The organism is Gemmatimonadales bacterium (genome assembly GCA_036265815.1).
GTDB lineage: Bacteria > Gemmatimonadota > Gemmatimonadetes > Gemmatimonadales > GWC2-71-9 > CAVVWJ01.
Genome location: DATAOI010000102.1, coordinates 50,611 through 71,967, shown reverse-complemented (window position 1 = coordinate 71,967; position 21,357 = coordinate 50,611). Strand labels below are relative to the sequence as shown.

18 protein-coding genes are annotated in these 21,357 nt (G+C 70.4%); 12 read left to right on the top strand and 6 right to left on the bottom strand.

The features are described from left to right. Positions 1-44: 44 nt before the first annotated feature. On the bottom strand, positions 45-1,424 hold the full coding sequence (locus VHR41_19730; GenBank protein ID HEX3236431.1) for a PLP-dependent aminotransferase family protein: 1,380 nt from the start codon (positions 1,422-1,424) through the stop codon (positions 45-47). Positions 1,425-1,440: 16 nt separating this feature from the next. Between VHR41_19730 and VHR41_19725 the strand changes: the two genes are divergently transcribed. Together VHR41_19725 and VHR41_19720 are read left to right on the top strand one after the other, a co-directional pair. After that, positions 1,441-2,841, top strand: a complete 1,401-nt coding sequence (locus tag VHR41_19725) for an aminotransferase class V-fold PLP-dependent enzyme (protein HEX3236430.1) — start codon at positions 1,441-1,443, stop codon at positions 2,839-2,841. Beyond that, positions 2,841-3,578, top strand: coding sequence for a 2OG-Fe dioxygenase family protein (locus VHR41_19720; protein ID HEX3236429.1), 738 nt, complete (start codon positions 2,841-2,843; stop codon positions 3,576-3,578). Before VHR41_19725 ends, VHR41_19720 begins: the two co-directional genes overlap by 1 nt. Positions 3,579-3,584: 6 nt before the next feature. Here the strand turns inward: VHR41_19720 and VHR41_19715 are convergent, their stop codons facing one another. The 5 genes from VHR41_19715 to VHR41_19695 are packed head-to-tail and all read right to left on the bottom strand — an operon-like array spanning position 3,585 to position 7,691. Further along, positions 3,585-5,186 (bottom strand): ATP-dependent DNA ligase, encoded by a 1,602-nt coding sequence (locus VHR41_19715; protein HEX3236428.1) that lies wholly within the window; start codon positions 5,184-5,186, stop codon positions 3,585-3,587. Then, complete coding sequence (locus VHR41_19710; GenBank protein ID HEX3236427.1) at positions 5,183-6,223, bottom strand: ligase-associated DNA damage response exonuclease; 1,041 nt, start codon at positions 6,221-6,223, stop codon at positions 5,183-5,185. Before VHR41_19710 ends, VHR41_19715 begins: the two co-directional genes overlap by 4 nt. Before the next feature lies 1 nt (position 6,224). Then, entirely contained in the window at positions 6,225-6,746 is a 522-nt protein-coding gene (locus VHR41_19705) for a superoxide dismutase family protein (protein ID HEX3236426.1), read from the bottom strand. A gap of 17 nt (positions 6,747-6,763) precedes the next feature. Continuing rightward, the gene (locus VHR41_19700; GenBank protein ID HEX3236425.1) at positions 6,764-7,228 is read right to left on the bottom strand and encodes a YbhB/YbcL family Raf kinase inhibitor-like protein; all 465 of its coding nucleotides are present in this window, start codon (positions 7,226-7,228) and stop codon (positions 6,764-6,766) included. Between the two features lies 1 nt (position 7,229). Continuing rightward, positions 7,230-7,691, bottom strand: coding sequence for a sulfite exporter TauE/SafE family protein (locus tag VHR41_19695; GenBank protein ID HEX3236424.1), 462 nt, complete (start codon positions 7,689-7,691; stop codon positions 7,230-7,232). Positions 7,692-7,785: 94 nt separating this feature from the next. On the opposite strand from VHR41_19695, the gene VHR41_19690 reads away from it, so the two are divergent. From VHR41_19690 to VHR41_19645, 10 genes are all read left to right on the top strand, one after another. Beyond that, positions 7,786-8,658 carry an SRPBCC family protein gene (locus VHR41_19690; protein ID HEX3236423.1) on the top strand — a complete coding sequence of 291 codons (873 nt, stop codon included), beginning with the start codon at positions 7,786-7,788 and terminating at the stop codon, positions 8,656-8,658. Continuing rightward, complete coding sequence (locus VHR41_19685; protein HEX3236422.1) at positions 8,636-8,923, top strand: hypothetical protein; 288 nt, start codon at positions 8,636-8,638, stop codon at positions 8,921-8,923. Before VHR41_19690 ends, VHR41_19685 begins: the two co-directional genes overlap by 23 nt. After that, on the top strand, positions 8,920-9,975 hold the full coding sequence (locus VHR41_19680; protein ID HEX3236421.1) for an SDR family oxidoreductase: 1,056 nt from the start codon (positions 8,920-8,922) through the stop codon (positions 9,973-9,975). The genes VHR41_19685 and VHR41_19680 overlap by 4 nt, the downstream gene beginning before the upstream one ends. Positions 9,976-10,005: 30 nt before the next feature. Then, positions 10,006-10,746: an SRPBCC family protein gene (locus VHR41_19675; protein ID HEX3236420.1), complete on the top strand. Its 741-nt coding sequence runs from the start codon at positions 10,006-10,008 to the stop codon at positions 10,744-10,746. Next, positions 10,727-11,707 carry an NAD(P)/FAD-dependent oxidoreductase gene (locus VHR41_19670; GenBank protein HEX3236419.1) on the top strand — a complete coding sequence of 327 codons (981 nt, stop codon included), beginning with the start codon at positions 10,727-10,729 and terminating at the stop codon, positions 11,705-11,707. Before VHR41_19675 ends, VHR41_19670 begins: the two co-directional genes overlap by 20 nt. A gap of 284 nt (positions 11,708-11,991) precedes the next feature. Continuing rightward, entirely contained in the window at positions 11,992-13,239 is a 1,248-nt protein-coding gene (locus VHR41_19665) for an HlyD family efflux transporter periplasmic adaptor subunit (GenBank protein HEX3236418.1), read from the top strand. Between the two features lie 126 nt (positions 13,240-13,365). Then, on the top strand, positions 13,366-14,064 hold the full coding sequence (locus tag VHR41_19660; protein HEX3236417.1) for an ABC transporter ATP-binding protein: 699 nt from the start codon (positions 13,366-13,368) through the stop codon (positions 14,062-14,064). Positions 14,065-14,089: 25 nt separating this feature from the next. Further along, positions 14,090-16,507, top strand: coding sequence for an ABC transporter permease (locus tag VHR41_19655; protein HEX3236416.1), 2,418 nt, complete (start codon positions 14,090-14,092; stop codon positions 16,505-16,507). Positions 16,508-16,511: 4 nt separating this feature from the next. Next, positions 16,512-18,923, top strand: a complete 2,412-nt coding sequence (locus tag VHR41_19650) for an ABC transporter permease (protein ID HEX3236415.1) — start codon at positions 16,512-16,514, stop codon at positions 18,921-18,923. Between the two features lies 1 nt (position 18,924). Then, positions 18,925-21,357, top strand: a complete 2,433-nt coding sequence (locus VHR41_19645; protein ID HEX3236414.1) for an ABC transporter permease — start codon at positions 18,925-18,927, stop codon at positions 21,355-21,357.

Below are 21,357 nucleotides of genomic sequence, written 5' to 3'. Positions count from 1 at the left end.
TTGTCCGGCCCCAGCGCTGACCGACGCTCGCGACCGTTCGCGCCTCAGGCCATCCGCGCCGCCAGTTGGCCCACCGTCGCCACCGCTCTCCCCAGCGCCTCGGGCGAGGCGCTCGCGTAGCTCATCCGAAGGAACGATCCCGTCGCCTCCGCCGGGAACCAGTGTCGGCCCGGGCTCACCAGGATTCTGGCAGCGGCGGCTCGGCGGGCGAGCTCCACGTCGTCCACTTTATCCGGCAGCCGAACCCACATGTGGATTCCTCCGGCCGGCACCAGCGCCAGGCTGGCCTCCCCGAAATGCTGGCGGACCCCGGCGGCCATTCGATCCCGGCGCTCGGCCAACGCCGCCCGAAGCGCCCGCAGGTGACGGGGCCACGCCGGGGAAGTCACCACCTCGAGGGCGGCTTCCTGAATGGGACCGGGCACGAAGAAATCACTGATGGCGCGGCTTGCGCCGAGCCGGGTGAGCGCGGCGCCGCGGGCGCAGATGGCACCGATCCGGAGCCCGGGTGCTGCCGATTTGGTGAGCGATCGAAGATAGACGCAGTGCCCGTGGGGATCGTTCCTGATCAGCGGCCGAGGTGGGTTGGGCTCCAGGCTCAAATCGCGGCACCAGTCGTCCTCGATCAGGAGCGCGCCGGCCGACGCAACCACGTCCAGCACCTGCCGACGCCGCTCCACCGAGAGCGACGCGCCGGTGGGATTCGCGAACGTGGGCTGGGCATAGAAGAGCCGGGCGCCCGTACGGGCGAAGGCTCGTGCGAGGAGGTCGGGGATGACCCCGTCGCGATCGGTCGGGACGGGCACGAGCTCGAGCCCCGCGGCCCGGGCCGACACCATGGCGCCCAGGTAGGTCGGTGATTCGACCAGCACGGGCGCTCCGGGATTGGCGAGCGCGCCGAAGGCGGTCGTGATCGCGGCCTGTGACCCGGGACAGATCAGGACCTCGCGCGGGGTGATCGGGTCGCCAATCTGTTGGGCGAACCAGGCCCGGAGCGGCTCGATGCCTTCGAGCGGCATCCGGCCCCAGACGCCGGGCCGGCGGGCGGCGCGGGCCATCGCGGTGGCCACGAGCGACAGCGCCTGCAGATCCTCCGAGGGATAGCCGCCGGCCAGGTTGACCGATCCCGCACTCGGCGGAGTCAGGATCGCTTCGATGGCGTCGACTGCGACGCGGGCCGGACCGAGGGCCAGCGCCTGCCACCCGAAGTCCACGGCCGCCGGTGCCACAGAACGCTCGGCGATGAAGGTCCCATGGCCAGGCCGCGCGTCGATGAGTCCCTCGTTGACCAGCGTGGCGACCGCGTGGCGCACGGTGACCGGGCTGACCTGGTGCCGGGCCATCAGCGTCCGGACCGAGGGCAGCCGCTTGCCCGGCTCCAGCCGGGCGATGTCGCGCCGGAGCAGTTGCACCAACCGGGACATACTGCTACTCTGTTTCATGAGAGCCAACGATAGCGCTACTGCGGCGGTTAGGAAAGCGCTTCCCCATCCGGTGCCGCTCCGGGACCTCCTGCTGGACGCCGCACAGCGCGGCATCCGCTACCGCGAATCGCTCGAGACCCGCCCGGTCGCGCCGAGCCCGGCCGCGCTCGCCGGGCTCGACCGCCTGCGACACCCACTCCCGGCCACCGGCACCGATCCCCGGCAGGTGCTGGCGCTGCTCGACGAGGTGGCCTCGCCGGCCACGATCGCCACGGCCGGTGGCCGATACTTCGGCTTCGTGAACGGCAGCTCGTTGCCGGTCACGATCGCCTCCAACTGGCTCGCCACGGCGTGGGACCAGAACTGCGCCCTCCACAGCATGTCGCCCGCCACCGCGGTCATCGAAGAGATCGCGCTGCAATGGACGGTGGAGCTGCTCCGCCTCCCGCCCGAGTGCGGGGGCGCCCTCGTCACCGGCGCCACCATGGCGAACTTCACGGCTCTCGCCGCCGCACGGCACGCCATCTTGCGCCGGGCCGGATGGGACGCCGACAACGATGGCCTGTTCGGCGCGCCTCCGATCACGGCGGTGGTCGGCGGTGAGGTGCACTCCACGGTTGTTCGGGTGCTCGGCCTCCTGGGCCTCGGCCGGAATCGCGTCGTCCGGCTCCCGGTCGACGGCCAGGGCCGGATCCGGCCCGGGGCCTTCCCCCCGCTCGATAGTCCCGCGATCGTCTGCATCCAGGCGGGCAACGTCAACACCGGGGCGTTCGATCCGGCACGGGAGATCTGCGCCTGGGCCCATGAGGCGGGCGCCTGGGTGCACGTCGACGGTGCGTTTGGGCTCTGGGCCCGGGCGGTGCCGTCGCTCGATCGCCTGGTCGACGGCCTCGACCATGCCGATTCCTGGGCCACCGACGGTCACAAGTGGCTCAACGTTCCCTACGACTGCGGCATCGCGCTGGTGCGAGACCAGTCGTCGCTCCGCGCGGCCATGGCGATGAGCGCGGCCTATCTTCCGCCCTCGGGCATTCGCGATCCGATGCACTACTCCCCAGACGGCTCCCGGCGGGCCCGCGGCGTCGACGTGTGGGCCGCGTATCAGCAGCTCGGCCGCCAGGGCGTGGCCGACCTGGTGGAGCGGTGCTGCCGGCACGCCGCCCGAATCGCCCAGCTGCTGCGTGAGGCCGGTCAGGAGGTGCTGAACGAGGTGGAGCTGAATCAGGTGCTGGTGGCCTTCGGCGACGAAGCCGAGACCCGGCGGGTCATCGCCCGGCTGCAGAGCGACGGCGTCTGCTGGTGTGGCGGCACCCGATGGCAGGGGCGGGAAGCGATGCGCATCAGCGTGTCGTCGTGGGCTACCACCGACGCCGACGTCGAACAGTCGGTTGCGGCGATCCTGCGAGCCGCCGGCTGATGGGCGCGCGACTGTTGGCACCGATGCAGCTTCGCGTGCCGGAGCCGGGATTTCGCATCGTGCCGGCCGCCGAGCTGCGGGGGCTCATTGGTCCGGAAGCGCTGGCCGATTGGGCTGGGTTCGCCAGGAGCTGGAACGAGCTGGACGTCGATCATTTCATGGCGGATGGCGGTCGCTATCGCCGGCGGCGGTTCGGCTGCTTCTCGGTCACGGCCTCGACCATCGTCCGCAAGCCGCACCAGCCCCACTATCAGGAGCGGGCCTACAATTCGTTGAACGGCGGCATCGAGCGGTGGTTCGAGCCGGTCACCGACCTGATTGCTGCGCATCCGATCACCCAGCGGATCCTGGCGATCTGCCGCAGCGCGTTCGCCGCCTCGACCCAGGGCCCGGTGCCCGACCGCTGGCACGTCGAGATGCACCAGTTCCGGATCGAGCCCGACGGGGCGCACGAAGGGAAGCCGACGCCCGAGGGAATGCATCGCGACGGCGTCGACTGGGTGCTGGTGACGCTGGTGGCGCGCCGCAACGTCGCCGGCGGTGTCACCGCGATCGGCGACGAGCAGCAACGGCCGCTCGGCACGTTCGAGCTGCGGGAGCCGCTCGACGCGGTGCTCCTCGATGACCGGCGGGTCTGGCATGGGGTCACCCCGCTGAAGGTGAGCATCGCCGGGCAGCCCGCCTACCGAGACGCCCTGGTGGTCACGTTCCGCGCGGAGCCCCCGGCCACGCCGTAAGCCAGACTACTGTCCGCCGCCCGGCCCCAGCAGCGCCCGCACCGTTTCGATCGTGTCCGCCTGCTCCGGCCGCTTGTCGTCACGCCAGCGAGCCATCCGGGGAAACCGGACCGCGACGCCCGACTTGTGCCGGCTGGAGCGCTGAATGCCCTCGAACGCGAGCTCGAACACCAGCTCGGGCTTGACCGTACGCACGGGGCCGAATTTCTCCAGCGTATTCCGCCGGACGAAGGCGTCCACCCGGCGGATCTCCTCGTCGCTGAGCCCGGTGTAGGCTTTGGCGAACGGCACCAGCCGGTCTCCATCCCAGATGCCGAAGGTGTAGTCGGTGAAGAGGCCGGCCCGCCGGCCGCTCCCCGGCTGGGCGTAGATCAGCACGGCGTCCACGCTGAGCGCCTCGACCTTCCATTTCCACCAATCGCCCCGGCGGCGGCCGACGCCGTAGGCGCTCTCCAGGCGCTTGAGCATCAACCCCTCCGCTCCCACCTCCCGGGCGCGTCTCCGCGCCCCCGCCAACTCGGCCCAGGTCTCCGCCGGGATGACTGGTGACAACATCAGTCGCCCCGCGGAGGGAATGTGCTCCAGGAGCCTGGCGAGACGGCGGCGGCGCTCCCGAAACCCAAGCGCCCGGAGATCCTCGCCCGACTCCTCCAGCAGGTCGTAGGCGACCAGTGCCACCGGCACCTCCGCCAGAATCTTGGCGCCGAGCGTGGTCCGCCCGATCCGGCGCTGCAGCTGTGCGAAGGGGAGCGGCCCGCCCTCTGCCCAGGGGAGGAGCTCGCCGTCGAGCACCGTCCCGTCCGGCAGCAGCGCGGCCGCTTGCTCCACCTCGGGAAAGCGGCCGCTCAGAAGCTCCTCGCCCCGGGACCAAAGGAATGTGCGGCCCGTGCGGCGGACGAGCTGGGCACGGATGCCGTCCCATTTCCACTCCGCCATCCATTCCGCGGGATCACCCAGGAGGGCCGGATCGTCCTCCAGTGGGTACGCGAGATAGAAGGGATAGGGCCGGCTCACGTCGGCGTCGCGGGTGTCGGTGGCCACCAGCCGCTGGAAGAACTCTGGGGTCGGATGCCATGCTCCCATCAGCCGGTGGGCGATCACGCCCTCTTCCACCCCGCTCACCTCCGCCAGGGCTCGGACCACCAGCCCCGAAGACACCCCCACGCGGAAGCTGCCGGTGATCAGCTTGTTCCACACGTAGCGCTCCCAGCGGTCGAGCTCTCGCCAGGCCCGCAGCATCATCTCGCGCTGCACCGATTCGTCCTGATCGCGCAGCGTCATCAACCGCTCCTCGACCCACCATGCGAGCGGCTGGTCGGCGGAGCTCTCCCGATCGGGCAGCAGCAGGGTCACGGTCTCCGCCAGATCGCCCACGGCGTGGTAGCTCTCCTCGAAGAGCCAGTCGGGAATTCCCGCCTCTGCCGCGGCCCAGGTCCGGAGGCGGGGAGACCCGACCAGCCGCTTGGGGCGGCGGCCGATCAGAAAATGGATCGCCCAGGCCGCGTCGCCCGGCGGCGAGCTACGAAAGAACTCGGCGAGCGCCGCCACCTTGCCGCTGGTCGCGCTGGTCTCGTCGAGCGCCGTGTAGAGCCGGGCGAAGGCTTTCATGGGTACTCCGGCGAGGCCACGGCCGCGTCGGCGTCGCGCTCCTCGTCGTCCCGTTCGCCTTCGAAGCGAGTCTGGACCAGGTGAGCTTCGAGGCCCCGCTCACGCAGCCAGCGGACCACCACGCTGGAGTAACCGTGGGTGACCCAGATCCGCGAGGCGCCGGTCGCGTCGATCGCGGCCATTAGACCGGGCCAATCCACGTGGTCGGACAAGGCGAATCCGCGATCGAGCGCGCCCCGCCGGCGGGCGCCGCGAACCAGCATCCAGCCCGAGGCAAAGCCCGTCGCCTGGTTTCCGAATCGCCGGGTCCAAGGAGAGCCGTCAGCGGACGGTGGGGCGAGCACGAGCGCCTGGCTCCAATCGGCGCCGCGCTCCACCGTGGCCGCGTGGGTAGTGAGAGGAAGCTGGACCCCGGCGGCCAAGTACGCCTGGGTCATCCGCTCGACCGCTCCATGGGTGAAGATCGGCCCCAGCGACGGATCGAGACCGGCGAGCAGCCGCTGCGCCTTCCCCAGCGCGTACGCGAAGAGCAGCGTGGCCTTGCCCGCGCGCTGGTTGGCGCGCCACCAGGCGTTGATCTCGGCGAATACCTCCTGCTGCGGCGGCCAGCGGTAGATTGGCAGGCCGAAGGTCGACTCGGTGACGAAGGTGTGGCAGCGCACCGGCTCGAACGCGGCGCAGGTCGGGTCGGGGTCGATCTTGTAGTCTCCCGAGACGACCCAGACCTCGCCCTGGTATTCCATCCGGACCTGGGCCGATCCGAGAATGTGCCCCGCGGGATGCAGCGACACGCGGACGCCATTGATCACGATGGCTTCGCCGTAGGCGAGTGCGCGGATCCGAGCATCCCGGTCGAGCCGGGCGCGGAGCGGCGGCAGGCCGGAGGTGGTGGTCAGATAGGAGCCACATCCCCAGGCCACGTGGTCGCCGTGCGCGTGCGTCACCACGGCGCGAGGCACCGCGCCCCACGGGTCGACGTGAAAGTCGCCGGCCTCGCAATAGAGGCCGTGATCGGTCAGGCGGAGCAGCGTGGCCACGTCAGTCGGGCTCGATCGTACCGCAGGCGATCCGGTCGCCCGAGCCGTCGCTCGGTTCACTGGATTGATCACCCGCCTCGGCGTGCACCACGATCGCGGTGCCCTCCGGTCGCAGCAGCGAGGACGGGCCCGGCCGGAGGAGCGCCGGGTCGAGCGGAAAGGTGGTGTCCGCCGAGCCGTCCGCCTGGACCAGGAGGTCGGGCAGATCGCGCAGGCGGGGGCCGGCAGAGCTGAAATCAGGTGGTGCGCACTGGCCGGTCGCGTGGACCTGGAGCCCGTGAAGTCCGGGCGCGAGACCGCCGACGCTGAGGCCCACACTGGTGCCGGTGTCCGTGGCCGTGAAGATCGCGAGGCCTACCTGTTTACCGCTCGAATCGGTGAGCTTCGCAGTGGCGGTCGGCTTGGGCAGGGGTCGTCCGCCCGGGCCGGGCGGCCGGCCGGCGCAGGCGGTGAGCCCGCAGACCGAGAGAAGGAGTGAGCCGAGCAGTGTGGCGCGGCCGGGCTCGATCCAAGCGTTGCGCATCCGAGGACTGTGGCGGCTCAACGCGTGCGGCGCTGGTACGTTCCCATGAGACTGACGTCGCCCAGGATGTGGCCGGACATCGCCTCCTCCAGATCCGCCCGGCTCGCACCCGGAGCGAGATTGAGCAGCGCATCGAGCGCATAGAGCCGGAAGAAGTAGCGGTGGGGGTTGCCCGGCGGAGGACAGGGGCCGTTGTATCCAAGGTGGCTGCTGTCGTTGGTGCCCTGACGTGCGCCCGAAGGGAGCTGAGGCAGCGCGGGCACGCCCTCCTCCAGCTCGACCGCGTCCGCCGGCAGGTTGAAGATCACCCAGTGGACCCAGATGCCCCGGGGCGCGTCGGGATCTTCGCAGAGGAGCGCCAGGCTCCGGGTCTCCCCGGGCGCGCCGCTCCACGCGAGGGTGGGTGAGCGGTCATCCCCGTCGCAGGTGAAGGCAGCCGGGATCGGCTGCCCCTGGCGGAATGCCGGACTGCTCAGTTCCATGTCATCCTCCCGCGTGAATCCACAGACGCACGGCCATGGCGACGAGGAACACGGCGAAGAGCCGCTGCAAGGTGATCACCGGCAGCACCTCGGCGATCCGGGCGCCGACGCCGGCGCCGAGAAAGAGCCCCAGAGCAATGAGCAGCGAGGCAGAGACGTTCACCTGACCGTTCTGATAGTAGGTGTAGGCGCCGAGGAGCCCGACCGGCAGCAGCAGCGATGCGAGAGAGGTGCCCAGCGCGGTCTTCGTCGAAAAGTTGGTCAGGGTCACGAGGGTGGGCACGATGAGCAGGCCCCCGCCGATTCCGAACAGTCCCGAAAGCACGCCCGCGGCAAGTCCGATCGCCAGAAAGATGAGCCCCATGTACGCCTTGCACTCCCTTCGGTGTGGGTGGATGCAGACCCGTGAAAGGTAAGGGCGGACGAGGAGCACGTCGATGCGCCGCACCAGAGCATCGCGCACCGCTCAGGTGAGCGCCTCGTGTGAACGCCTCGTGTGAGCGCCTCGTGTGAGGGCGATCACAGCCTCAGCACGCCGAACAGGCAGGTTTGAGCGTATGGGAGCCAAGGATTTCTTGAGTGGCGCGGCACTCGGCGCCGGATTGGTCTACTTCCTGGATCCGGAGCGTGGGGAAGCGAGAAGAACTCGCGCGCGCGTGCGCATCACCCGGATGACTGTCCGATCCGGCGCGCCCGCCGCCGAGCCGATGGCGGTGCGTCGATACGGAAGCCGGGCAGGAGACATCGGCGGGTTGGAGGCCGCGAATCTGACCCGTAGCGGCCCGGCATCCCGCTCACTCGTGGAGCTGATACTGGCGCTGGCCGGCGGCGTCCTCTCCCTCTACGGCCTCTCCCGCCGGGGTGTTGTCGGCTCCGCCACGCGCACCGTGGGCGTCGGTCTGCTGGCCGCCAACCTCCGGACCGGCGTGGCCGGCCGGGGTCCGCGCCGGGGCGAGCGGCGCCGGACGATCGATATCCAGAAGACGCTGCACATCGCAGCGCCGGTCGAACGGGTGTACGCCTTCTGGACCAACTACGAGAACTTCCCGCTCTTCATGTCGAACGTGCGGTCGGTGACCGACCTCGGCGCCGGACGCTCCCATTGGGTGGTGAGCGGACCCGCGGGCGTTCCGGTCGAATGGGACGCGGTGATGACGCAGGATACACTCAACGAAGCGATCGCCTGGCGCAGCGAGCCCGGCTCCACGCTGGAAAACGCGGGCGTCATCCGCTTCCGGACGGAGGGGGTCGGAACCGGAATCGACTTCCGACTCTGCTACAACCCTCCGGGCGGCGGTGCCGGCGCGGCCGTGGCCGAGCTCTTCGGGGCGGATCCCCGCGCCAAATTGAACGAGGACCTCGGGCGGATGAAGGCCTTGCTCGAGAGTACCGTGAGGAGTGAGACGCATGGCCAAGAATCTGGGTCGTGACTTCGCCACCATGTCGGAGGATGAGCGGCGCCGCTTCGCACTGGAGCAGCCGGATGCGGGCGAGACTGCGCCGGAGGAGCTCGATCTGGAAGACCCGCGCGACGAGGACCGGATTGGTCGCCACTACGCCTCCCCGGCCGACGAAGTGGCGGATCCGGACCACCGGGATGGGCTGAGCGCCACCCTCGACGACAAACAGCACGACCGGGAGGTCGCCAAAGGCGCCCGGCCCGCCAACTCGCGCCGCCGGTCCGGCAAGCGATGACCAAACCGCGCAAGGCCCGGAGTCGCCGCGGGCGGCTCGTGGCGGCGGCAGTAGTGTGCGTGGCCCTCGCGTGGCGCCTGCGTCGGCCCCGGGCCGCCTACGACCTCGCCGGACGGACGGTGCTGATCACCGGTGGCTCCCGCGGCCTGGGGCTCGCCCTCGCCCAAGCCGCGTCAGCGATGGGGGCACGGGTAGCCATCTGCGGCCGGGACGCCGGCTCCCTGGAGCGCGCGCGCTCGCTTCTTCAGAGACGAGGGGGAGAGGTCGTCGCGATCCCGTGCGACGTCCGGCACCAAGCCTCGGTGCGCCAGCTGATCGAATCGGTTCGGGTGCGGCTGGGACCGGTGGACGTGCTGATCAACAACGCGGGCGTAATCGAGGTCGGCCCAGCCGGGGCGATGTCACTGGCGGACTATCAGGAGGCGATGGACACCAACTTCTGGGGTGTGCTGCACGCCACTGCCGCCGTGTTGCCCGACATGCAGGCCCGCGGCAGTGGCAGGATCGTGAACATCACGTCGGTCGGGGCCAAGATCGGGGTGCCTCATCTGATCCCCTACAGCGCGAGCAAGTTTGCGGCGCTGGGCTTGACTCAGGCGCTCCGGGCCGAGCTCGCCGCCGAGGGGATCGCGGTGGTGGCGGTGGTGCCCGGGTTGATGCGTACGGGCAGCCCACGCAATGCCATCTTCCGCGGCAGGCACCGCGCCGAATACGCCTGGTTCAGCATCGCGGATTCTCTGCCGGGTCTCTCGATCTCGGTCAAGCGTGCCGCCCGCCTCATTCTGGCGGGCTGCGCCCGGGGAGACGCCGAAGTCCGTTTCCCCCTCTCCACTTGGCTCGCGGCGGCCGCCAACGGACTCGCGCCCGAGCTCACCAGCAAGGCCCTGGGCGTCGCCGCGCGCCTGCTCCCGCGAATGGACCCGACCACGGGCATGCGCCTCAGCGGGCGGGAAAGCCAGTCGCCGGTCTCGCCATCATGGCTCACCTGGCTCGGCGATCGTGCCGCGCGCCGGTACAACCAGATCGCGCCTCAGGAGCCGGCCCGCGGCTGACTCACTTACCACGCACACGAAAGGACGGCGATGACTTCGACGTATGACGGCGTACGCTCCGGCGGATGGGAGCATCTGGATCCCCGGGACGTCCGACGAGAGGTGAATGTGGGCCGGACCGAGCGGTGGATCTCCGGCCTCGCGGGTCTGACCCTCGTAGGCTACAGCCTCCGACAGAAGCGTCTTCGCGGAGTATTGCTGCCGCTCGGGGGAGAGCTCATTCGCCGCGGGGTCACCGGCCGCTGTCCCGTCAACCGGGCGCTGGGCCGCAACTCCGCGCAGGGTGAGGGCCGAACCAGCCGGGTGGCCAGCCTCCGGCATGGCGACGGGACTCGGGTGGAGCAGTCGGTCACGATCAACCGGGCGCGAGAAGACCTGTTCCGATTCTGGCGGAACTTCGAGAACCTGCCGCGCTTCATGGACAACCTCGAGTCGGTCACTCGGCTGGATGACCGGCGCTCTCACTGGGTGGCCAAGGGCCCGGCGGGCACCAGGGTCGAGTGGGATGCGGAGATCCATAACGAGATCGAGAACGAGTTGATCGCCTGGCGCTCGCTCCCGGACTCCGATGTGGACCACGCGGGCTCGGTCCATTTCACGCCCCGGGGCGACGGCACCGAGGTTCGGGTGATTCTGCGGTATTCCCCCCCGGCCGGGAAGCTCGGGACCGCGGCGGCCAGGCTCGCGGGAGAGGATCCCGCTCGGCAGGTGGCCGACGATCTCCGCCGCTTCAGACAGGTGATGGAGGCGGGTGAAGTCTCGCCGGCCTGACGATCCCGCCTGGGACTGCATCGTCGTGGGCGGCGGCCCCGCGGGCTTGAGCGCCGCACTCATGCTCGGCCGCTGCCGCCGGCGGGTGCTGGTCTGCGACCTCGGCGCGCCGCGCAACTGGTGGTCCCGAGAGATCCACGGATTTCTCACCCGAGACGGCACGCCTCCCTCCGAGCTCCTGCGGCTCGCCCGCGACGAGCTCCGGCGATACCAGAGCATCGAGCTGCGCCACGCGAACGTGGTGGATGCCGCGCCCGAGGCCGACGGGTTCGCCGTGCGCTGCGCCGACGGGACGCTGCTCCGGAGCCGGAAGCTGTTGCTGGCCACCGGGGTGGTCGACGAGATCCCGGAGATCGAGGGCCTCGCGCCGCTGTACGGCCTGAGCGTGCATCACTGTCCCTACTGCGATGCCTGGGAATGGCGCGATCAGCCGATTGCCGTCTACGGCCAAGGGGAAGCTGGCGCCGGCCTCGCGCTGGCCCTCACGGTCTGGACCGATGATCTGGTGCTCTGCACCGACGGGCCGGCGGAGCTGCCCGAGCACCTGCGCGAGAGGCTGGACGCTGTCGGCGTGCCCCTGCGGGAGGAGCGGGTACTTCGGCTCGACGGCGCCGACGGCCAGCTGGAGCGGGTGGTCTTCCTCGATGGAAGCAGCGTGGACCGCCGGGCGCTCTTCCTGGCCGCCGGCCACCACCAGCGCTCCGACCTGCCGGGCCGCTTGGGATGCGCGTTCACCGAGGCCGGGGCGGTGGACACCGGAAAGTGCGAGTCCACTAACCTGCCGGGCCTTTACGTTTGCGGCGACGCGTCGCGGGAGGCGCAGTTCGTGGTGGTGGCCGCGGCCGAAGGGGCGGAGGCCGGCATGGCCGTGAATCAGGCGCTGCTCCGGGAGGATCTCGCCCGGATCAGGCCTCAGAAGAGCAGCTCGAAACCCAGTCGGGCCAGCCTGGGCACGCCGTAGCAGACCGGCTGGCGCAGCCGCGCCGCCACAGCAGCAGCTCCCCACGATGAGCAGGACCCTTCTCAATCCGAACCTTGTCGACGCTCGCGGCATCCAACGCAGTTGGACGCTGTGTTCGGATGTGGGATTTGTCGATCCCATGACCGAACGCTCGAACTGGATCCCAACCCCAGGGCCGACTGGCAACCCTTTGTACGACCGTGCTTTGCGGGTTCGCCTCAGGTGGCACGCACCTTTCATAGGGCAGGGCGTGCGATTCATCATGCGACGAGTGAGGCAGCAGCGTGGACATTCCGAGGGAACCAGCCAAACGCGGACGCAAGCGGCTCATGTATGGGGGCCTGGGGCTCCTGGCCATCGTGCTGGCGACGGTCGGCCTGCGCAACCTGAAGCCGGCCGCCCCCAAGGTCGACCGCGCGGCCGTCTGGGTGGATTCCGTAGTGCGTGGGCCCCTGGTGATCGAAGTGCGCGGCCCGGGTACCCTGGTGCCGGAGAGGATCCGCTACATCTCCGCCGTGACGGCCGGCCGGGTCGAGCAGCGGCTGGCCCAGCCCGGCCAGGAAGTGACGGCCGAGACGGTCCTGCTGGAGATGAGCAACCCCGACGTCCAGCTCCAGGCACTCGAGTCCGAGCGCCAGCTCAGCGTGGCCCAAGCTGATCGGGTGAACCTCCGCGCCACGCTCGCCACCCAGCGGCTCAACCAGGAGGCGACGGTCGCGGCGGCGAAGGCCGCGTTCCTCGATGCCAAGCGGACGGCGGACGCCTCCGACTCGCTCGCGGCCAAGCAGCTCATCTCGACCAGCGAGGCCAGCCGGGCGCAGGATCGGCTGGAGGAGCTGAGCACCCGGTTCAAGGTCGAGCAGGAACGGCTGCAGGTGATGACCCAGGCCGCCGACTCGCAGCTCGCGCTGCAGCAGGCCCAGGTGAACCGGCTGCGGGACGTGACCGAGTTCCAGCGCGGCCGGATCCGCTCCATGGTGGTGAAGGCCGGCGCGAACGGCACGCTGCAGGAGCTCTCCCTCGAGGTGGGGCAGTGGGCCCAGTCGGGCGCGTCGCTCGCCCGGATCGTGGAGCCGGGCCGGCTCAAGGCGGTGCTTCGCATTCCGGAGACGCAGGCCAAGGACGTCACTCTGGGTCAACCCGCCGCGATCGACACCCGCAACGGAATCGCCCGCGGGAAGGTGTCGCGGATGGACCCGGCGGTGCTCAACGGCACCGTCACGGTGGACGTATCGCTGGAAGGCGAGCTGCCCCGCGGCGCCCGGCCGGACCTGTCGGTCGATGGCACCATCCAGGTCGAGCGGCTGGACAACGTGCTCCACGTCGGGCGGCCCGCGTATGGGCAGGCCGGGAGCACGGTAGGCCTGTTCAAGCTGATCGAGGACGGCACCACCGCGGTACGGGTGAACGTCCGGCTGGGCCGCACGTCGGTCAACACCGTCGAGGTGCTGGGCGGCCTCCAGCCGGGTGACAAGGTGATCATCTCCGACATGTCCCGCTGGGATGGGTTCGACCGCGTGAGAGTCGAATGACCGCAACGATGGGCATGGGCCATGGCTCGTGCTGGCTAACCGACGTGACCGCGCAGGACCCGGGAGTCGTGGCTCATCGCCCATCCCTCATTGATTCACCGCCAATCGCCAAGGCCCGAGACTCCCATGACTGAGCCCCTGATCTCGCTGACAGGCATCAAGAAGGTCTTCTACACCGACGAGGTCGAGACCCACGCGCTGTCCGACATTCACTTGGAGATCCAGCGAGGCGAGTACCTGGCGATCGCGGGGCCGTCGGGCTGCGGCAAGACGACCCTGCTATCGATCCTCGGCCTGCTCGACTCACCCACCGACGGGACCTACGTGCTGGACGGCCAGCCGGTGGCCAAGCTCTCCGCCGCCGACCGGGCCCGGGTCAGGAACCGGCAGATCGGATTCATCTTCCAGGCGTTCAACCTGATCGGTGACCTCACCGTGTACGAGAACGTGGAGCTGCCGCTCACCTATCGCGGTATGGCGGCGGAGGAGCGCCGCCGCCGGGTGCAGGCGGCGCTGGAGCGGGTGGGCATGTCGCACCGGATGAAGCACTTCCCGGCCCAGCTCTCGGGCGGCCAGCAGCAGCGCGTGGCGGTTGCGCGCGCCGTGGCCGGCGACCCGGCCATCCTCCTCGCCGACGAACCCACCGGCAATCTCGACTCCACCAACGGCGAAGCGGTGATGGAGCTGCTGCGCGAGCTGCACCAGGGCGGCGCCACCATCTGCATGGTGACCCATGATTCCCGCTACGCTCGCCACGCCGGCCGCTCGGTCCACCTGTTCGACGGCAAGGTGGTCGAGGAGCGCCAGCTGACCGCGGTCAGTTAGCCCATTTCCATCAGGACCGTTTGCCATGGATTCGATTCTCCAGGATATCCGCTACGCGCTCCGGCAGCTTCGCCGTACGCCGGCGTCCACCGCCGCGGCCGTCGCCTGTCTCGCCCTCGGGATCGGGGCGAACACCGCGATCTTCTCGGTGATCAATGCGGTGCTGGTGCGGCCGTTGCCGTATCCGGCCCCCGACCGCCTGGTGATGGTCTTCGCGGCCAACGAGTCCCGGCACCGCGACCGCAATGTGGTGTCTCCGGGAGATTTCCTGGACTGGAAGGCGCAGAACCAGGTCTTCGAGCGGATGGCCGGAGTGTACGAGGTGCGGATGAACCTGACCGGCGGAGGCGAGCCGATCGAGGTTCCGGTCCAGCTCGCGACCTCCGATCTCTTCCCCCTGCTGGGCCTCCGCCCGATTGTTGGCCGGGCCTACACCGCCGAGGAGGACGCGCCCGGCGGACCGCCGGTTGTGGTCCTGAGCCACGGGCTTTGGCAGCGGCGCTTCGGCGGATCGAGGAACGTGGTCGGCCAGACGCTCTCGCTGGACGGCAAGCCCCACACGATCATCGGGGTGCTCCCACCGGGCGCAGGGATCGTGGGTCTTCCGCACGCACCCGAGCTCTGGGTTCCGTTCGCCCTCGATCCCGCCACTGACTATCGCGCGAGCTCAGGGCGGTTCATGCTGGCTCTCGCACGGCTCAAGCCCACGGTCAGCCGCGCCCAGGCCCAGGCGGCGATGGGCACGATCGCCCGTCGGCTGGCGGACGTGCATCCCGACTTCAACAGCGGCTGGTCGGTGAATCTGGTGCCGATGCGCGACATGGCCACGGGCCAGGTACGGCGCACGCTACTGGTGCTGGCGGGTGTGGTAGTCCTGGTGCTGCTGATCGCCTGCGCCAACGCGGCCAATCTTCAGCTCGCCCGGGCGACGGCGCGCCGGCGGGAAATCGCCGTCCGGGCGGCGCTCGGAGCGAGCCGCTCGCGGGTGGTACGCCAGTTCCTGGCGGAGAGTCTCCTGCTCGCGCTCGTTGCGGGGATGGCCGGCGTGCTGCTTGCCGTCTGGCTGACGGACGCGCTGGTGGCGCGGGCCGCCGTGGAAATTCCTCGATTGGGTGAGGTCCACGTCGATCTCGCCACCCTGGGGTTCACCCTCGTCATCTCCTCGGCCGCCGGCATCCTCTTCGGGTTGGTCCCGGCCGTCCACGCGGGCCGGGCCGACCTGCACGAATCTCTGAAGGAAGGCGGACGCGCCTCCTCAGGCGGAGGGGCCAGGACGCAGGCCGTGCTGGTCGCGGCTCAGGTCGCACTGTCTCTGGTGCTCCTGGTCGGTGCCGGGCTGCTGCTCAAGAGCTTCGCGCGTCTGCAGCAGGTCGATCTCGGCTTCGACCCCGAGCACGTGCTCACCGCCCGGGTCACGCTGCCCGAGCTGCGGTACCCGAAACCCGAGCAGCAGGTTGCCTTCTTTGACGCGGCGCTGAGCCGGCTGCGCGCGCTTCCTGGCGTGAGCGCCGCGGGCGGGATCAACTGGCTTCCGCTCTCCGGCCTCCGCTCCGCCACGAGCTTCTGGTTCGAGAACCGCCCGGCACCGCGTCCCGGCGAGAAGCTGGGCACCGACGTCCGCGCGGTAGATCCGGATTACTTCCGGACCATGCGGATCGCGTTGCTCCAGGGGCGGGCGCTCACGCCGGCCGACGGGCCACTGCAGCCCCGATCCGTGGTGGTGAGCGAAAGCTTCGTGCAGCGGTACCTGCCCGGAGAGAAGCCACTGGGGCAGCGAATCGTCATGCCCTGGGGCGATACGCTCACGGCAACCATCGTGGGCGTCGTCGCCGACGTGAAGCACACCGGCGTCGATTCAGCCGCCAGCCCGACGACGTATTGGCCGCTGGAGCAGTTCCCGTCGAACTTCATGAACCTGGTCCTCCGCACAAGCGGCGATCCCGCAGAACTCGCGCTCACGGTAACCGCGCAGATCCACGCCCTCGATCCCGAGCTCGCCGTGGCGGAAATCCGGCCACTCGAGGCGTACCTGGGCGACGCGCTCGCGCGCCGGCGCTTCAGCATGGCCCTGTTGGCCGGCTTCGCGGCCCTCGCGCTGGTGCTCACGGGCGTGGGGCTCTACGGGGTCATGGCGTACACCGTGGTGCAGCGCACCCGGGAGCTGGGCATCCGGCTCGCGCTGGGTGCGACTCGCAATGCGGTGCTGGGTGGCGTGCTGAAGCGGGGACTCGGGCTGGTCGGTGCCGGTTTGGTGGTGGGGATCGCCGGCGCCGCTGCCTTCTCCAGGGTCTTGGGGGCCCTGCTGTATGGTGTCAGCGCAACCGATCCCGCGGTCTTCGCCGGGATCATCGTCCTCCTGATCGCCGTCGGGGTGGTCGCATGCTATGCGCCGGCGCGCCGTGCCACTCGGGTCGACCCGATGGTCGCCCTGCGCTCGGAGTAACCCGATGGACACACTGCGCCAAGATCTCCGCTACGCGCTCCGCGCGCTGCGACAGAGCCCGGCCTTCTCTCTCGCCGCCATTCTCACGCTGGCGCTCGGGCTCGGCGCCAACACGGCGATCTTCAGCCTGGTGAACGCGGTACTGCTCCGGCCACTGCCGTATGCGAACGCCGACCGGCTGGTGCTGGCCTGGGGACACCACCCAGCCATCGGCCGGGAGACCGCCTCGCTTCCCGACTTCCTCGACTGGCGTTCGGGCAGCAGAGCATTCGAGCGCCTGGCCGCCCTCGCGAAGAGCCGATACATCGTGGCAGGGGGGGGTGAGCCCGAGCTGGTGCCTGGGGCAGTGGCCACGACCAACCTGTTCCGCACCCTCGGCGTCGCGCCGGCTTTGGGCAGGGATTTCCGAGACGAGGAGGGCACCCGGGCGGGAGCCCGAGTAGTCATGCTGGGCTACGGCTATTGGCAACGGCGGTTCGGCGGCCGGCCCGAGGTGATCGGAAGCCAGGTGAGTCTCGGGCGGGAGGCGCCGTATACCGTCATCGGAGTGGCGCCGCGCGGCCTCGACTGGGATGGGCCCGTCGACCTGTGGGTCCCTCTCATCACCGATACGACGCAGGCCCGCCGGGGCGACTACCTGACGGTTGTGGGCCGGCTTCGGCCCGATGTTCCGCTCCTCCGGGCGCAGCAGGATCTGGTCACGGTCGCGCGACACCTGGAAGAGCGCTATCCCGACAGCAACGCGGGATGGAGCGTGGAACTGGAGCCGCTGCGCGAGAGCGTGATCGGCGCGGTCCGGCCGGCACTCCTGCTGTTCATGGCGGCGGTCGGCCTGGTGCTGCTCATCGCCTGCGCCAACGTCGCCAACCTGCTGCTGGCCCGGCTGGCTGCCCGGCAGCGCGAGATCGCGGTGCGCGCCGCGCTCGGCGCCTCCCGATGCCGCCTCCTCCGCCAGGTTCTGACCGAAAGCGTGGTCCTGGCGGTGCTCGGCGGCGGACTGGGCGTCGTGCTCGCGATCTGGGGCGTTCAAGCCTTCCGCCTGGCCGATCCCGGCGTGGTTCCCCGGGTGAAGGAGGTCGGGGTCGATCTCCACGTGCTCGGTTTTGCGGCGGTGCTCTCGCTCCTGACCGGTCTCGCATTCGGTCTCCTGCCGGCGCTCCGGATCTTCCGCCAGGGGCTGCAGGACGGGCTGCGTGAGGGGAGTCGCGGCGTCGTCGGTGGCACCGGCGTGCGCGGGCTGCGAGGGATCCTCGTGCTCGGCCAGGTGACCCTCGCGTTCCTGCTGCTGGTCGGTGCCGGTCTCCTGGCCCGCAGCTTCGAGCGTCTGCTCGCGGTGGATCCCGGCTTCCAACCCCAGGGGGTGCTCACCGCGCGGATCTCGTTGCCCGCCTCGCGTTATCCGGAGGAGTCGAGGCGCCTCGACTTGTACCGGCGTCTCATGGAGCGGATGGAAGCTCAGCCGGGCGTGCGCAGTGCGGGTTACGTGAGCCGGGCGCCGCTGGGCGATGGGGCGCCCTACGAGGGGTTCAGCCTGGAGCACCAACCGGCGCTGCCGCCCGACGCGGTGCAGGACGCCCAGCTCTTCACCGCCTCGCCCGGCTACTTCGGCGCGCTCGCCATCCCCCTGCTGCGGGGGCGGCGGTTCACCGCGGCCGATGGTCCCGACGCGCCGCCGGTCGCGCTGGTCAATCAGGCCGCGGTGCGACGCTACTGGCAGGGGCGCGATCCGATCGGCAGCCGCATCACCTTCGGCGATCCGAACGATACCGCGGCGGTCTGGCGGTCGGTGATCGGCGTGGTCGGGAATACCCGGCACGCCAGACTGAGCGACGACCCGTATCCCCAGATCTACCTGCCGCTGGCGCAATCGGCGGGCGGGTCGATGGTGTTCACCGCAAGGGTAACCGGTGATCCGATGGGGTTCGCCACCGTGCTCCGTCGGTCGCTGGCCGAGCTCGATCCTGGCGTGCCGCTCTCCGATCTGCGCACCCTTACCGACCGGATGGCCGGCTCGCTGGCCCGACCCCGGCTGAGCGCGGCCGTGCTGGGGATCTTCGCTGCGACGGCGCTGCTGCTCGCCGGGATCGGGATCTACGGCGTCATCTCCTACGGTGTCACCCAACGGATTCGCGAGCTGGGCATCCGCATGGCGCTGGGCGCGGGTGCCGATCGAGTGCAGCGCATGGTCCTGGCGCAGGGGATGGTTCCGGTCCTCCTGGGCATCGGGCTGGGCTTCCTCGCCGCGCTGGGACTCACCCGGCTCCTCCGGGGCCTCCTTTTCGGCATCGTTCCCACCGACGTGCCGACCTTCCTCGCGGTCACCGGGTTCCTCCTGGCCGTGGCCGTCGTGGCGGGCCTGGTGCCCGCGCGGCGGGCCGCGCGGTGCGATCCGGTGACGGCGCTTCGAGCCGACTGACATGGACGCCTTCCTCCAGAATCTCCGCTTCGCCGTCCGCTCTCTCCGGAAGAGCCCGACGCTCACCGGGGCCGTGGTCCTGACGCTCGCGCTCTGCATCGGCGCCACCACCGCGATCTTCAGCGTGGTCTACGCGGTGCTGTTCCGCCCGCTCCCCTGGGCCGACCCGGGGAACGTGCTGCTGGTCAGTGAGGCCTGGCGCGGAATGCGCGGCGACTTCTCGGTCGGCAACTGGGCGGATACCAGGCGAGAGGATCATCTGCTCCAGTATCTGGTGCCGGCCCAGGGCGCGAGCCTCAATCTCTCCGAAGGCGATCTGCCCGAGAATGTCCCCAGCGCCCGGGTCGGGGCGGACTACTTCCGGCTCCTCGGCGTGCGGCCGGCGCTGGGCCGGGACTTTGCGGCCGAAGAGAATCAGCCGGGCCACGACGGCGTGGTAATCCTGAGCGACCGGCTCTGGCGCCGCCGGTTCGGGGGCGACCGGGCCATCGTCGGCCGGGAGGTGCGGCTGGAGGGGCAACCGTACACCGTGATCGGGGTCATGCCGGCGTCGCTCGACTACGCCGTGCACGACGAGGAGCTCTGGGTCCCGTTCGAGCTGACCCCCGAGCGCCTGGCGATGCACGACGAGCACTACCTCACGGTGCTCGGCCGGCTCAAGCCCGGCGCCACGCTGCAGCAGCTCACCGCCGAGCTGAACGCCATCGCGGCGGACCTGCAGCGGCGGTTTCCCAAGGACAACGCCGAGCGCGGGCTGGCGGCAAAGCCGTTCCAGGAGGAGCTGATCCGCGAGTACCGGCCCCGGCTGTATGTCCTGCTCGGCGCCGTGGGATTCGTCCTGCTCATCGCCTGCGCCAACATCGCCAACCTGCTGCTGGCCCGCGCTGCCGCCCGCTCGCACGAGACGGCCATCCGCGCCGCGGTGGGCGCGGGGCGCGGCCACATCCTGCGGCAGGCTCTGACGGAGTGCTTGGTGCTCGCGGCCGCTGGCGGTGTGCTCGGCGCCTTCGCCGCATACTGGGGAGTGACGGCTCTGGTCGCGATCGGACCGGCCGACGTGCCCCGGCTATCCCAGGCGCGAGTGGATGGCATGGCGCTCGGGTTCGCGCTGCTGGTTACCCTGGCGAGCGGTCTCATCTTCGGCATCGCCCCGGCGCTCCGGATGGCCGCGAGCTTCCCGCAGCAGGCGCTCAAGGAAGGTGGGCGTGCTCTGGGAGCGGCCGGACGCCGCGATCGCCTCCGGAGCACGCTGGTGGTGGCGGAGATCGCGCTCGCACTGGTGCTCCTCACCGGCGCCGGGCTGCTGATCCGGACCGGCATCGCGCTCGACGGGGTAGATCCAGGGTTCGATCCCCGGAACGTGCTGGCCGCCCGGGTGAGCCTGCCGGCGGCGGGGTACCAGGCGCCGGAGCAGACGCAGCGGGCCTTCGCCCGTTTCGCCGAGCAGCTGGAGCACGCGCCGGGCGTGGTGGCGGCGGGTCTGGTGTCCTCGGCCCCGCTGGAGGGAGGTGGCACCAACGGGTTGGTACCCGAGGGGCGCCCGCTGGGCATCGAGTCGGCCATCAACTCGTCGCTCCGGCTGGTGACGCCGGATTACTTCAAAACCATGCGCATCGCGCTCCGCCGCGGCCGGACCTTCACCGCCGAAGATCGTGCCGGCGCGCCGCTGGCGATGGTGATCAACGAGGAGCTTGCCCGCCAGGCCTGGCCGGGCGAGGACCCGATCGGCAAACGGGTCGCCTGCTGTGACGAGAATCCTGACGGCGGACCGGCGTGGAAGACCGTGATCGGTGTCGTGGCCAATACCCGGGCGAGGGGACTGGCCGAGGATCCCGATCCCGAGTTCTACCTGCCGGTGGCGCAGGCGCCCGGGGTGGCGTGGGGCTGGCTCGACCGCACCATGACGCTGGCGGTGCGCACCTCGGGCGAGCCGATCGCCGCGGCGGGGACCATTCGTGACGCGGTCCGCGCGGTGGACCCGACGGTCCCGGTCTACAACATCGGCACCATGGATCAGCGGATCACAGCATCACTCTCGCAGACCCGCTTCAGCACCATGCTCCTCACCGCGTTCGGCGGCATCGCGCTGCTGCTCGCCGCCATTGGCGTGTACGGCATCATCTCCTATGGGGTGACCCAGCGGGTGCAGGAGATCGGCATCCGCATCGCGCTCGGCGCCCAGAGCCGGGACGTGCTCACCATGGTGGTGCGGCATGGCGCGATGCTCGCGGGATGGGGCCTTGCCCTGGGCCTGGTCGGGGCGCTGGTGCTCACCCGGCTACTCTCCGGCCTGCTCTTCCGGGTGAGCCCGACCGATCCACCGACATTCGCGACCGGCCTCGTGGTCCTCAGCTTCGTCGCCGTGCTGGCCGCGGCGCTGCCCGCGCGCCGGGCGGCGCTGGTGGATCCGGTCACGGCGCTCCGGTCGGAATAG